This is a genomic window from Stenotrophomonas sp. YJH_SMC_64, from assembly GCF_059371375.1.
Genome location: NZ_JCAFUN010000009.1, coordinates 29,800 through 43,787 on the forward strand (window position 1 = coordinate 29,800; position 13,988 = coordinate 43,787).

General features: G+C 67.2%; 12 protein-coding genes. 9 read left to right on the top strand and 3 right to left on the bottom strand.

What is annotated here, in order from left to right; genetic code table 11:
- Positions 1-63: 63 nt before the first annotated feature.
- The 9 genes from AC5P9L_RS10980 (at position 64) to AC5P9L_RS11020 (ending at position 10,199) form a co-directional block, all read left to right on the top strand.
- Positions 64-1,092 (top strand): alpha/beta hydrolase, encoded by a 1,029-nt coding sequence (locus AC5P9L_RS10980; protein ID WP_024957363.1) that lies wholly within the window; start codon positions 64-66, stop codon positions 1,090-1,092.
- Between the two features lie 122 nt (positions 1,093-1,214).
- On the top strand, positions 1,215-2,591 hold the full coding sequence (locus AC5P9L_RS10985; protein ID WP_043033554.1) for a YncE family protein: 1,377 nt from the start codon (positions 1,215-1,217) through the stop codon (positions 2,589-2,591).
- Positions 2,592-2,642: 51 nt separating this feature from the next.
- Positions 2,643-3,692 carry a heme/hemin ABC transporter substrate-binding protein gene (locus AC5P9L_RS10990; RefSeq protein ID WP_099596999.1) on the top strand — a complete coding sequence of 350 codons (1,050 nt, stop codon included), beginning with the start codon at positions 2,643-2,645 and terminating at the stop codon, positions 3,690-3,692.
- A complete protein-coding gene (locus AC5P9L_RS10995) occupies positions 3,689-4,732 on the top strand; it encodes a FecCD family ABC transporter permease (protein ID WP_087803523.1) in 1,044 nt (347 codons plus the stop codon). The genes AC5P9L_RS10990 and AC5P9L_RS10995 overlap by 4 nt, the downstream gene beginning before the upstream one ends.
- Entirely contained in the window at positions 4,729-5,490 is a 762-nt protein-coding gene (locus AC5P9L_RS11000) for a heme ABC transporter ATP-binding protein (RefSeq protein ID WP_227415850.1), read from the top strand. The genes AC5P9L_RS10995 and AC5P9L_RS11000 overlap by 4 nt, the downstream gene beginning before the upstream one ends.
- A gap of 64 nt (positions 5,491-5,554) precedes the next feature.
- On the top strand, positions 5,555-6,304 hold the full coding sequence (locus tag AC5P9L_RS11005; protein ID WP_043033550.1) for a hypothetical protein: 750 nt from the start codon (positions 5,555-5,557) through the stop codon (positions 6,302-6,304).
- Between the two features lie 469 nt (positions 6,305-6,773).
- Positions 6,774-8,810, top strand: coding sequence for an elongation factor G (gene fusA, locus AC5P9L_RS11010; RefSeq protein WP_062607001.1), 2,037 nt, complete (start codon positions 6,774-6,776; stop codon positions 8,808-8,810).
- Positions 8,811-9,060: 250 nt separating this feature from the next.
- Positions 9,061-9,333 carry a hypothetical protein gene (locus AC5P9L_RS11015; protein WP_005409616.1) on the top strand — a complete coding sequence of 91 codons (273 nt, stop codon included), beginning with the start codon at positions 9,061-9,063 and terminating at the stop codon, positions 9,331-9,333.
- Positions 9,334-9,443: 110 nt separating this feature from the next.
- Positions 9,444-10,199 (top strand): SapC family protein, encoded by a 756-nt coding sequence (locus AC5P9L_RS11020; RefSeq protein WP_005409617.1) that lies wholly within the window; start codon positions 9,444-9,446, stop codon positions 10,197-10,199.
- On the opposite strand, the gene AC5P9L_RS11025 is transcribed toward AC5P9L_RS11020, so the two are convergent.
- The 3 genes from AC5P9L_RS11025 to AC5P9L_RS11035 are packed head-to-tail and all read right to left on the bottom strand — an operon-like array spanning position 10,200 to position 13,945.
- Entirely contained in the window at positions 10,200-12,506 is a 2,307-nt protein-coding gene (locus AC5P9L_RS11025) for an ATP-binding protein (RefSeq protein ID WP_100443336.1), read from the bottom strand.
- Between the two features lie 2 nt (positions 12,507-12,508).
- Entirely contained in the window at positions 12,509-13,366 is an 858-nt protein-coding gene (locus AC5P9L_RS11030) for a response regulator transcription factor (RefSeq protein ID WP_227415849.1), read from the bottom strand.
- Between the two features lie 30 nt (positions 13,367-13,396).
- Positions 13,397-13,945, bottom strand: coding sequence for a GNAT family N-acetyltransferase (locus AC5P9L_RS11035; RefSeq protein ID WP_224481980.1), 549 nt, complete (start codon positions 13,943-13,945; stop codon positions 13,397-13,399).
- Positions 13,946-13,988: the final 43 nt, after the last annotated feature.

The window sequence follows — 13,988 nt, forward strand, 5'->3', positions numbered from 1 at the left end:
GCGTTTAAGGTAGACTGCGGTCCCCTATGAACCGGCGGCCATTGGTCGCTCCTGCCGCCGCTGATGATGCATTTCGTCCCGCCTTCGCGCCGTGGTCCGCTGGCCCGCGGCCTGGCCGCCTTGATGATGGGTCTGCTCCTGGCCACCCCGTACGCCCATGCGCAGCAGCGCAATCCACTGCAGAAAATTGGCCACACCGTACTCGACGAGCCGGCGGCCAGCTATCGCTTCGAGCATTTCGTGGTGGACAGTCCCGACCAGCAACGCCGCTGGCGGGTGAACCTGGTGATTCCGGCCAAGGCCGGCAAGACGCCCTCCCCGGTGCTCTACGCGCTGGACGGCAATGCCGTCGCCATGGTGCTGGATCAGCCGTTGCTGGCCGAGCTGGCCGCGCGCAAGGCGCCACCGGTGCTGGTGCTGATCGGCTACGACAACGACCTGCGCATCGATTCCAAGGCGCGCACCCGCGACTACACCGCGTGGATCGACCGCGCCGACGATGAGAGCGGTACGACACAGGCGGTCGGCGGTGGTGCTGCGGTCTTCCTGGATGTGATCGAACGCCGCATCAAGCCGGAAGTCGAGCGTCGCGCACGCATCGATACGCAGCAGCAAGCGCTGTGGGGCCACTCGCTGGGTGGGTTGTTCGTGCTCAATGCGCTGTACACCCGTCCCGCCGCCTTCCAGTCCTATCTGGCGGCCAGTCCCTCGCTGTGGTGGAGCCAGGGCGCGGCGCTGGGTGATCCGGAACAGCAGTTCGTGCAGAACGTGCATGGCCAGCCGGCAAAGCTCTGGTTGATGCTGGGCGGTGCCGAGCGTGTTGGCGATCGTGGCAAGCGCGACCTGAGCAACCCAAGGGTGGTCGCGCACCTGCGCCGCATCGGTGGCGCCACGCCGGATGCGGCGTGGCAGTTGTCAGAACGGTTGGCCAAGGTGCCGGGCATGAGCGTGCAGTACCGCGAGTTCCCGGGGCTGGGACACGGCCCGATGCTGCCGGCCTCGTTCCATGCCGCGCTGCATGAACTGTACGGCGTGACCGATCGCAGCGCCGGTGACGGTGCCCCCACGGATGGTGACAACGCCGCCGAGTGAATCCCTTCGCACGCGATGCCGTGCGACCCCACTACCCAGGCGAGGCTGCCGGCGTGCAGCGGCCCAGGCAACCGATGAATCCCGCGTCACGTGGCGCGGCCTACGTGTGCAAGGAGCCTTCCATGTCGTTCCGTCCGTCTTTCCGTCTCACCTCTCTCGCCGCCGGCCTGTTGCTGGCGGTGACCGCCACCGCGCAGCCGGTGTTCGACCAGCCGGCCAACGCCACCTTCAAGGGTGAAGTCGTCTCACGCGGTGAGAACGTGGTTCCCGGCAGCACTGCCGACGTGGTCGGCCGCGGTTTCGTGCCGGGCCAGAAGGTCAGCCTGCTGCGTGGCGACAGCGTGCTCAACGCGCAGCCGCTGGTGGTCGACGCGGATGGCAACTTCAAGGCCCAGTTGAGCATTCCGGCCGACGCGGTGCCGGGCACCCATCCGGTGGTGGTGCGCGCCAGCCAACCGGCTGCGGCCACCGTGCTGAAGCTGCGCGTCTCGCCGCAGCTGCCGCTGTCCGGCCAGGCGCAGTTCGCCACCCAGTCCAACAAGCTGGTGCCGGGCCTGTACCAGTCGGCCTACAGCGCCGCCAGCAATGCGGTGTTCGTGACCTCGGCGGTGGGCCGCCCGCCGGTGACCCAGTCGCAGCTGCTGAAGCTGGACCCGAAGTCGCTGAAGGTGACCAAGGCGATCACCCCGGCGCAGGTGCCGGGCAGCACCAATGGTGCGGTCTATGCGGTCTACGGCGTGGGCGTGGATGACACCAACGGCAATGTCTGGGTCACCAACACCCGCCAGAATTCCATCGCGGTCTATCGCCAGAAGGACCTGTCGCTGGTCCATCAGTTCCCGGTCGATGCCGTGCCGCACGCGCGCGACGTGGTGGTCGACGGCACGCGCGGCAAGGTGTTCGCTTCTGCCACCGGCGAGGACCACCTGTCGGTGTTCGATGCGAAGACCTTCAAGGAACTGCCGCAGGTGACGCTGGAATCCGGCGTGGACGACGGCAAGTTCACCCCGATGAGCCTGGTGCTGGACGAGAAGGGCGGCAAGCTGTTCACCGTCAGCATCGGCACCCCGGAAGCGGCGGTGATCGATGTGGCCAGCGGCAAGGTCGAGAAGGTCATCGATCTGGGCAATTCGATCAGTGCCTCGGGCGTGGCCTTTGATGCGGCACGCAACCGCCTGTACGTGGCCTCGCAGGGCACCGACAACCTGCTGATCGTCGACGTGGCCGCCGGCAGGGTGCTGCACGATGTGCCGGTCGGCGCCGGCGCGCTGAACGTCGCCTTCGATGATGCCTCCGGCCTCGCCTACGTCAGCAACCGTGGCGCTGGCACGGTCACCGTGGTGAACGGTGACGGCAAGGTGGTCGCCAATCTTGATGGCGGCACGCTGCCGAACCACGTCCGCGCCGATGGCAAGGGCAACGTGTTCGCGGTGAACAAGTCGCGCGGCGCTGAAGACCCGAAGGGTGACCGCATCACCCGCATCACCCCGAAGCAGTAAGTCACACGGTGGGGCGGCGTGCGCGTCGCCCTGCCAGCAAGGAGAATGTGCATGAACATCGCGTCCCGTCTGCGCCTGTGTGCGCTTCCGTTCGCTGTTGCGCTGGCGTTGGCTGCCTGTGGCGGCTCGTCGGCTCCCTCTGATGCCGATACGCCTGCCGAGTCGCCCGCAGCAACGGCGGCCGCTGCGGAAACCGCGCTGCCGGCAGGCTGGCAGCGCGTGGCAGGAGCCGAAATGCCGGCCGTGCACGGCCAGAAGGCGGTGCTGCCGGCCAAGGTGCATTCCGATGATGGCGCCGATATCGAAGTGGCCGATACCAGCCGGATCATCGCCGGTGGCGACGACGTCATCGCGGTGATCGAAGCACTGGGGCTGGGCAAGCAGGTATTTGCCGCGCCGACCAACACCACCACCCAGGCCGGCCTGGCCGCGCCGCACCAGTTCCTGTTCAACCGAACCACTGGCGTGGAGGGCGTGCTGAGCCTGCAGGGCTCGCTGTTCCTCGGCAACAGCCTGCGCCGCCATACCGAACTGGCCAAGAAGCTGCGCGAAGTGGGCGAGCCGGCGGTAGTCATCGATGACCTGCAGCCAGCGCCGGACAAGGTGCGCAAGGTCGCCGCGGCACTAGGGCTGGCCGAGGCAGGGCAAGCACTGGCCACGCAGGTGCAGCGTCAGCTCGACGAGGCTGCAGCGATTGGCAAGGGCCTGGGCCATGCGCCACGACTGATCCACGTGTCGGCCACCGGCGCTGGCGGCTCACCGACTGTTGCCGGTGCCGACAGCGCCTCGGCGCAGCTGATCGCGCTGGCTGGCGGCGTCAACATCGGCACCGAGGCGGGGGTGAAGAACTACTCGCAGCTGAGCAATGAAGGCGTGGTCGCCGCAGCGCCGGAGGTGATCCTGGTGACCGAGCATGACCTGCAGCTGTTCGGCGGTGCCGAGGGCCTGTGGAAGGCGTACCCGACGCTGAAGCAGACCCCGGCCGGGCAGGCCAATCGGGTCTGGGTGATGCCGGACGTGCAGCTGAAGTACACCAGTGTCGGTTCCGGTGCGGGCGCGCTGGCGCTGGCCAAGGCCCTGGCGGCGTTGCCGAAGGCATGAGTCCGGCGGATCGGCGCCGCCGTCGCGGGCGGACGATGTTGCTGGTGGCGTTGCTGGCACTGCTGGGTACGGTGCTGGCCTCGTTCGCCGTGGGCCCGCTGCGGCTGCCGCCGCTGGAGGTGATGCAGGCGTTGGCGGTGAAGCTGGGGCTGCTCGATCCGCAAGCAGTCAGCGGCCGCGACCTGGCCGTGGTCTGGCAGCTGCGCATTCCGCGTGCCCTGCTGGGTGCGATGGTCGGTGCGTCGCTGGCGATGGCCGGTGCCAGTCTGCAGGGCCTGTTCGGTAACCCGCTGGCCGATCCCGGCATCGTCGGTGTCAGCCAGGGTGCTGCGCTGGGGGCAGTGGCTGCCATTGTTCTCGGCGCTGCGGGCGCAGCCGGCTGGCTGGTGCCTGTGGCCGCGTTCGTTGGCGGTGCGCTGGCGATCGGCCTGACCTATGCGCTGGCGCGGCCCGGGAAAGGCAGTGGCAATGCCACGCTGCTGCTGGTCGGCATCGCGATGGCCGCGTTCTGCTCGGCGCTGATCGGTTTCCTCACCTACATCGCCAGCGAAAGCGAACTGCAGTCGCTGGTGTTCTGGCAGATGGGCTCGCTGGCGCGTGCCAACTGGGCCGATGTGGCGGCGGTGGTGCCCCTGTTTGCCATCGGCGTGTTCGCGTTGCAGCGGTTGGCCACGCCGCTGGACATGCTGGCGCTGGGCGAACGCCAGGCGCAGCACCTCGGGCTGGACGTGACCCGCACGCGGCGTCGCCTGGTGGCGTTCAGTGCGCTGCTGGTGGGCGCGGCGGTGGCCTTTGCCGGTTCGATCAGTTTCGTGGGCCTGGTAGTGCCGCACGTGGCGCGCCTGCTGGTCGGCCCCGGGCATCGCTGGCTGCTGCCGTTGTCCGGCCTGCTGGGCGCGCTGCTGATCGTGGTGGCCGACACCGCGGCCCGCACGCTCGATCCGCCGGCGGAGATTCCGCTGGGCTTGTTCTCGGCCGCGCTGGGCGCGCCGTTCTTCCTCTGGCTGGTGCTGCAGCAGCGCCGCAAGGCGGCGCCATGAGCGTACTGCTGAAGCTGCACGAGTTGGTGGTGCGCCGCCAGCAGCGCGAGATCCTGCATGGCATCTCGCTGGCGTTCGAGCCGGGTACCGTGACTGCGCTGGTTGGCCCGAACGGCGCAGGCAAGTCCACGTTGCTGGCGGTAGCGGCCGGCGACCTGTGCGCCGATGCGGGCGAGGTGAGCCTGTTGGGCAAACCGCTGGCCAGCTACAAGGCCGGGCCGCTGGCGCGCGAGCGCGCGGTAATGCCGCAGGAGCACGGCGTTCGTTTCGCCTTCAGCGTAGAGGAGGTGGTGGCGATGGGCCGGTTGCCACACCCGCCGGACCCGGTCACGGACGATGCCCGGGTGGAAGCGGCCATCGATGCCGCCGAACTGCAGGCGCTGCGCCTGCGCGAGGTGCAGCAGCTGTCCGGTGGCGAGTCCGCCCGCACCACGTTCGCGCGTGTGCTGGCGCAGGATACGCCGTTGCTGCTGCTGGATGAGCCGACCGCCGCGCTGGACCTGCGCCATCAGGAGCGCACGCTGCGCAGTGTGCGCGCCTGTGCCGAAGCCGGTGCGTGCGTGATCGTGGTGCTGCACGACCTCAATCTTGCCGCCGGCTATGCCGACCGCATCGTGCTGCTGGAACAGGGCAGGGTGGCGGCCGACGGCACGCCGTTGCAGGTGCTGACCGAAGACAACCTGCAGCGGGTCTACCAGCAGGATGTGGTGGTGCTGGAGCACCCGCGGCGCGGGGTGCCGCTGGTGGTGGTGACCTGAGCGAGGGCCCGCCAGGTTGCTCCGGGTATCATGATTGCTTCGTTTTCTTCAATGGACTGATGCCATGTTCCGCACCGTTACCTGCAGCGTGCTGCTCGCCGCAATGATTGCTTCCGCTTGCGCTGCCAATGCGGCGTCGACCGCTCAGGTTTCGCTGACCGACGCGGCCGAGAACGCCTCGCTGATCGAGACCCGGCATTCCAGTAGCGACGGTGCCGCTGTGACGTCGATGAAGACGCAGTACTTCGCCAACGAGGAAATGTCGGTGAGCTGGGACGACCAGCAGGTGCTGGTGCTGTGCAGGGAGACGGCGTACCTGAAGATTCCTGCGACCAAGCTCAAGGCCGGTGCGTTGACCTCCGAACAGCGGCAGATGATCGTCTACCAGGCGCTGATGTCAGGCCTGGGGGCTGTCGCGGGCGTCATCGGGCCGGCAGGCGAGGTGGTGACCGTGGCCGATGACGGCAGCGAGACCCGCAGCGTTGGCGAAAGCAGCTGGGCGTATGGTGTTGAGCGATACGAGGTGATCACCCAGCGGCTGCCGGACGGTGCACTTCGGGTCCGGACCCGCAAGACGGAAACCGTGAATACCACGCCTCCGGCGGGCCCGGACGACATGTTCAGTACCGAGGACGATCAGGCGGCACGCCTGTCGGAACTGGCGCCGGTGGGCAGCTGGACCGAAGTGGTTGTCCACGGTGGCGCACGGCTGCCACACATGGACCCGGCGACGTCGCTGAAGGGGTGGATCTCGATGGGCGACGACCAGGCGGCGACCGTGGGTGAGGCGCGCAAGCTGCACGACTGCAAGTAGGGCATGGCAGGGGTCAGAGCCCTTTGCTTTGGGCAAAGGGACCCGACCCCGATGTCGGTCGGCTTCATCGTTCTATTAATGTGTGCAATATTCACTTGCGCGCCAGATTGGCAGGTCTAGAATGCGCCCCATGAACCGGATGCCGCTCCTGAAGTTTTTCACCCTGACCCGCGCAAGCGCGGAACGGGCGTGTCTGCCTGGAGCCCCACGAGGCCGTTGAAGCGGCCATCGCTGGACCTTCGACAGAGCGCCCTCCGGGGCGCTCTTTTCGTTTTTGTTTTTTGTTAGTCGACTAACAGTCGACTCTACCCAGTCGACGCTACCCAGTCGACGCTACCTGCTCGACTCTACCCAGTACTGCGAAGGAGAACGTGCCATGCACCAGATCGCCGAGACCGAACGCTAGCCGCGCACCCTGTCGCCAACCGGGGTGTGCGGCCCCTGAAGTTGGCTTTGCAGGAACCTCTTTATGAACACCCACGTCCTTTCCCGCCGTCGCAACCTCGGCATCATTGCCCACATCGACGCCGGCAAGACCACGCTGACCGAACGCCTGCTGTGGAAAAGCGGCGAGATCCACCGCGTCGGCGAAGTGCACGACGGCAATGCAACCACCGATTTCTCGGCGATCGAGCGCGAACGCGGCATCACCATCGGCGCTGCCGCCGTGCAGGCGCAGTGGGCGCCACGTGATCTGCCGCCGCATCGGCTGACCCTGATCGACACCCCCGGCCATATCGACTTCGCCATCGAAGTCGAACGTTCACTGCGCGTGCTCGACGGTGCCGTGGCCGTGTTCTCGGCCGTGGACGGCGTGCAGCCGCAGTCCGAGACGGTATGGCGCCAGGCGCGTCGCCATCGCGTGCCGCTGATCGCCTTCGTCAACAAGATGGACCGCGTAGGCGCTTCGTTCGAGCGCGTGCTGGAGCAGCTGCAGGACAAACTGCAGGCGCGACCGTGGGCATTGGGCGTGCCGCTGGGCAGCGAAAGCGGCTTCAACGGCTGGGTCGACCTGGTCGATGAACGCGTACTGCACTGGCAGGATGGCGCCGTAACCACGGTGACCCCGTGGGACGACGCGGCACGCGCGCAGTGGCAGGCTCAGCGCGATGCGCTGGTCGAAGCCGTGGCCGATCACGATGAACAACTGGCCGATGCCTGGCTGGAAGGTCGCGTGATCGATGCCGAACAGCTGCGCGCGGCGATCCGCCGGGCGACGCTGGCGGGTGCGGGCGTGCCTGTGCTGGCCGGTGCTGCGTTCAAGGACAAGGGCATCGAGACGCTGCTGGATGCGGTGGTCGACTACCTGCCGTCGCCGCTGGATCGCCCTGCCGTCAGCGCTGAAAGCGATGAGGGCGAGGTGGTGCTGCCGCCGGATCCGGAGGGGCCGCTGGCCGGCCTGCTGTTCAAGATCACCCACCAGCAGCACGGCGCGCTGAGCTTCGTGCGGCTGTACTCGGGCACCTTGAAGGTGGGCGACGCCGTGGCCAGTTCGCAGCATCCGCAGGGTCGGCGCGTCAGCCGGCTGGTGCGGGTGCAGGCCGACCAGACCCACGACATCGAGCAGGCCGTGGCCGGTGACATTGTCGCGGTGCTGGGCTGGAAGGATGCGGTCAGTGGCGAAACGCTGAGCGGCCGTGCGCAGCCGCTGCGCCTGGAGAATATCCAGGCCCAGGCGCCGGTGCTGGCGTGGCGCCTGGAGCCGGCGCGTGCGGCCGACCTGATCCGGATGGCGCAGGGCCTGGCCAGCCTGGCCCAGGAAGACCCGTCGTTCCGCGTCGAAACCGATCGCGACACGGCGGAAACCCTGGTCTGGGGCATGGGTGAGCTGCACCTGGAGGTGATGGTCGAGCGCCTGCGCAGTGAGTGGAAGGTGGACGTGGGCGTAGGTGCGCCGCGCGTGGCCTACCAGGAGACGCCGCTGCGTGCGATGACCGGCGTCGTCGGGCGACTGGTCAAGCAGACCGGTGGACAGGGCCAGTTCGCGCACGTGGTGCTGGATGTGTCGCCGCGTGAGGACGACCAGGTGGTGTTCAACGACCGCATCGTCGGTGGCGTGGTGCCGCGCAGCTTCATCGCTGCGGTCGAGAAGGGTGTACGTGCCGCGCTGTCGGAAGGGCCGCAGGGTCATCCGGTGGTCGGCATCGAGGTCAGTCTTGTCGATGGCCAGACCCATGCCAAGGACTCTTCGGAGATGGCGTTCCATCGCGCGGGTGCCGAGGCGATCAAGGCCGCGCTGGCCGAAGGTGGCACGCAGCTGCTGGAACCGGTGATGGCGGTGACGGTGCATTCGCCGTCGGCGTCGGTGGGCGATGTGGTCGGCGACCTCAACCGGCGCCACGGTCGCATCGCCCGCATCGAGGACCAGGACGGTCGCGCTGAGGTCAGTGGTTTTGCGCCATTGGCGCAGCTGGTGGGTTACACCACGTCGCTGCGTTCGCTCAGCCAGGGGCGGGCGAGTAGCGAGGCGCACCTGCACGGCTACGAGCCGGTACGCGCTGCATGAGGAAACGTGGGGGGAGCCCGTTCGCGGGCTCCCCTTTTTGTGTTCGGGGGCGCGCATCCACGCATGGCGTGATCTACAGGGCGATCGGGTCGCGAGCTCTGCAGTAGATCCACGCCATGCGTGGATGGGGTCCTCGGGATGCGATTTTTTGCATTGCATCGCAACAAAACTGCAGAAAAGGCTGGATTAAAGTGATGCCTCACGATAAATTGCGCACCCCCCGTTGCTCGCCGCCGCCCGCACCCTTCTCATGCGTGATGACAAAGACCCCGGAACCCTGGAGCTGACCCTGCCGCGAAAGCGCGGCCGTCCGCCCAAGTTCGGGTACGCCATGAGTGACGCGCAACGGGCCGCGCGCTACCGCGCGCGCCGGGCAGGGCAGGCCAACCACGCGGATGTGCGGTCCTGTTCGGACATGGTGCTGCTGGACAAGATCCGCGCGGCGGTCAGCGCGCGTGACACCGAACTGGCCGGTTTCCTGGTCCATGTGCTCTGGCAGCGCTACCCCCTGCAGCTGAAATAGGCCGACGATGGGGTGGCCGTTGTCATCGAGCTTGTTGATAATGCGGGATTCAGGTTGTTCCCGCTGGCGCGCCCGGGATGGCAGGCGCGCATGATCGAACGGTTCCCAAGATGACCACCACCAGCGACACCACCACCGAAGCGGCGCCGAGCAACGCCCCCCTGTTCTACACCCGTCCGGTGCCGCTGCAGGCCGATGTGCACGCCGACCTGCGCATCCTGCCGGGCAGGCTCGAGTTTGCCGCGGGCAACAACGCCATTCCGCTGGTGCTCGGCGAGTTCTCGCTGGCGCTGCACCACTTCCCGATCCTCTTCGCTGGCCCGACCGCAGTGCCGATGGCTGCCGTTGGCGTATCCGACCAGAACCTGTTCATCAAGGATGGCCTGTGGGAAGACGAGGCCTATATCCCGGCCTACCTGCGTCGCCACCCCTTCATCTTCATCGACACCGGCTCGGACAATGATTTCCTGCTGGGCATCGACGAAGAGAGCTCGCGCGTGGTCAAGGGCGGTGACGAAGGCCAGCCGCTGTTCGTCGATGGCAAGGCCACCGACATGGTGCAGCAGGCGCTGGAGTTCTGTGGCCAGTTCACCCGTGAGCACGAACAGACCCAGGCCTTCTCCAAGGCCCTGATCGACAACGGCCTGCTGGTCGAGCGCAACGCCACCGTGCGTACCCCGGATGGCCGTGAATTCAACCTCAATGGTTTCCAGGTCGTCGACGTCGAGAAGTTCGTCGCGCTGCCGGAAGCCACTGTGATCGAGTGGCATCGCAGTGGTTGGCTGGCGCTGATCCACCAGCATCTGATGTCGCTGGGTCGCTTCAACGACCTGACCCGTCGCCAGGTCGAGCGTCTGGCGGCCTGATCAGACCCCGGGCATGGCTTCCGCAGCGCGGGAGCCATGCCATTGCTGAAGGACGCGCAACAGGCGTCGCGCATCGGCCCAGTCGGGTGTGGCGTCGCGACCCAGCTCCCACAGGTCGCCCGCCGTGTCCGCCTCTGCGGCAGCCCCGTATATCTGCAGGGCCCCCTGAAGCCGATGCGCGTGATGGCATAGGTCAGTGGCACTGGCGTCATCGATGGCCTGTTCGATCCGCAGCAGCTCGTGGCCGATGTCCGTGATGTAGTCGGGGTCACCTGCGGCTGTGCCCGTTGCGATGGCCTGTCCGGTCGCCGGCAGCTCCAGCGCCCGCAGCAGTGACTCAAGCTGTAGTGGCTTGGTCAGGGTGGCGTCGAACCCTGCTTTCCGGCAGCGCGCCACATGCCGACGATCACGGCGTGCCGACAGCGCGATCAGTCGCAGCGGGGCGCGCGCCTGCCTGCGCAACTGCATGGCCAGCGCATAGCCATCCATGTCCCCGAGCCCGATGTCGAGCAGGATCACGCTGCGCGGTCTCACGGCCTGCTCGGCAAGCGCGCTGGCGGCGTCGCCAGACGCGTGTACATCGGCACCCAGGCGGCGCAGCTGCTCGCTGATGACCCGGCGATTGAGGGCATGGTCCTCCACCAGCAGCAGCTCAAGCCCGCCCAGCGGCGTTCCCGCGCCGGCGGTGGCGGCTGACGTGACCTTGGCCTTGGCCGGGCGTACCGGCAGGCGCAGGGTGAAGCGACTGCCGCGCCCGGGGACGCTGTGTACTGACAGGTTGCCGCCCATTGCGCGGGCAAGCGCATGCGCGATCATCAGTCCCAATCCGCTGCCTCCGCGCTCCTTGCCGTCTTCGCCCTGCTGGAATGGCTGGAACAGCACGGTGAGTTGCTCTGCAGTGATGCCGATTCCGCTGTCGATCACATCCAGCATGAGCTCACGAGGGTGGTTGCCTGGCGTCAGTTGAAGGCGCAGCTCGATGCCGCCGACGTCGGTGAACTTGAGTGCGTTTCCCAGCAGGTTGTCGATGATCCGGCGCAGTCCTTCCGGATCGATGGCGACAATGGGGCAGGGCTCGGGGAGGCAGTCGAAGCGAAGCGCCAGCCCGCGCTGCCGAGCCTGGGGACGAATTGCATCCAGCGATTGGCGGCAGAGTCGTGCAATGTCGCAAGGTTCTACGTGCGGCTTGAAGGTGCCGCTGGCCAGGCGTGAGAACTCCAGCGAGCGGTTGAGCAGGTTGCGCAGCGAGGAGCCCGCGGCATGTGCAGCCGCCAGCGCTTCTCGCTGCCCCATGGGCGCCGACGGCTGGCTGAGCAGGTCGATCGAGGCAAGGACTGCCTGGGCCGAATTGCGCACCTCGTGGCTCAACATGCCAATCGCGCGGGCGCGGGCACGGCCTTCAGCACGCAGGCGCCTGTGCCAGGCATGCCACAGGAACGGGGCGACTGCCAATGCGGCAGCCAGGGCCGGCAGCCACTGCGGGGGCAGCTGACGCATCCAGTCCAGGACGTGCTCCAGCGAGGCGGGGGCCGCCTGTTGGGCCCATAGCTGCAACAGGCCGGCATGTTCCTCCAGCGTAATGTCGTGCAATGCCCGCTCGATGCGCTCCAGCAGCTGGCGATCTTCGTGGCGCGCAAGCAGGTGCAGGTCGGTGGAGAAATCGCTGTCGAAAGGCTGCAGGTGCAAGTGCCCGGCGAAATGCCGACGGATCAGGGGCCGCAGGGTCGTTTCCAGGCCGATTGCCAGATCGGCGGTGCCGTTTTCAACAGCTGCCAGCGTGGCGTGCCGATCGGCCAGGTGTAGCAGGCGGACGTGCGGATGGCGCGCGGCCAGCCATCCCGCATACGGCCCCCCTTCGAGCACGGCCAGGACCTGGTGGTCCAGTTCCGTGATATCGCGTGGCAGGCGTTCGCCGCTGCGGCCGGCGAGCATCGTCTTGCCACCGCGGAACGTGCTGGATGCCACCAGGCCGGGGCAGGGTGGCTGCAGGTGGTTGCCAATCACCAGTACCAGATCCGCTTCGCGTCTGCAGACGGCAGCCACCGATGCGCCGGTGCTGGGATGCTGGTGCTCCTGGAACTGCAGCTGCGAACGCCGTGCAACCAGATTGGCGTAGCCATGGGCCAGGCTTGGCAACGTCGTGCCGCCAGCGAGTGCAGCGGGTACCGGGTGCAGCGACGGCGTGGTCGCCACCCGGACTTCGCGCCCCGGCCCCCATTCAAGTGATGACGCATCCTCGGCCGACGCGGCGGGAAGCAGGATGAGCGCCAACAGCAGGAGGGTGGATGTACGCATTCGATCGCGCATCTTCACGGTGATTCCAGCTGCTGCCGCATGGCGTAGATCTCGGCATCGTTGCGCAGCCTGAGCTTGCGCAGGGCCGCAACCTTCTGTGTGCTGACGGTCTTGATGCTGCGATGGCGGCGGAGCGCGATTTCCGAAACGGTCAGGCCCGCCAGCAGGAGCTCCAGTACTTCGCGCTCGTTGCGGCTGAGCTCTTCGCAGTCTCCCGGCAGCGTGCAGTCGGGTGGCAGTCGCGGAAGGCCCTGCGATACCCGCACGATCGCGTCCGCGAGCATCGGCAGTGGTTCGGCCTTGCTGACCACGCCGCTGACACCCGTGGCGATGAGCTGGTTGATGTGGATCGAGGGTGAAAGGGTCGCAAAAGCGAGCAGGGTGACGCGAGGAAAGTGCTCGCGCAGCAGCGGGGTCAGCTCGGACGCGCTGCGATCGTCGCGGGCCAGGGTCAGATCGATGATCGCGACATCCACCCGCATCTGCTGGAGGCTGTCGATGAGTTCGTCGCTGCGGGCGTGGCTGGCGACGATACGGAAGCGGGCGTCGCGGGAGAGGTGCAGGGCAGTGCCGCGACGGACGACTTCGTGGTCGTCCAGTAGTGCCAGTCGCAGCGGGCGCGGGGCAGGAGGTCCATTCATGCGCAGGGAGGTGATCGGCGCCCATGGGGCGTGATGACCATTCTGGCGCTGCTGTCGCGGCGAACATCGAAATTGCTTGATTTTTGCGATTATTCCTAAGAATCGATGCGCTTTATCCATCGATTCGGGGCTATCCATTGGCGGGATGGATTGCCAGGGCGGAAACAAGCCGTTTCCGCAAGCGTGATGGCGCTTGGCGTGGATGTCATCGGGAAGCTTCCGGTGCGGCATGCCACCGATCCGCACCGGCCGGGATCGACTTCAGGGCGTTCGCCCCTCGTCGCGCAGGCTGCGTGCCATCTCGCTGGTTCCGGCCCAGCCAAGGTCGGCGTACAGCGGCTTCCCTTGCGCGGTGGCATGCAGGACCGCGTAGGTGGCGCCACGCTCGGCGAAGGCGTGGTCTGCCAGGACCATCAGCTTCCGGGCGATGCCCCGGCGGCGGTACTCCGGTTCCACATACACGTTGAGGACGTAGCCGCGGCAGCCCTGTTCCGGATGGGCAGGGTGGGGTGGCCAGTCGATCAGCATCAGGCCAATGCCGGCGATGGTTCTGCCCTGGTCTGCAAGAACATGGCCGAAGTACTCGCCCGAGGCCAGGCGCGGCGCCAGCCAGGCACGGAAAGGAGCCGCCATCGCCCGCAGGACCTCCTCGGTCCGCCCACTCTCGCGGAACATGGCTTCGCGGTGGGCACAGATCACATCCAGGTCGCTCGCACGGATCTGCCGCACTTCAAGCCCGTTCCATGTCGCTTCTGCGTGGCTGCCCATCGTGCTGATCCCCGGCTCAGGTCTGTCCGGGAATTCTGGCATCCTCTGCCGGGTGATGCATGACGCAGGGCGCAATCGGGTCGTT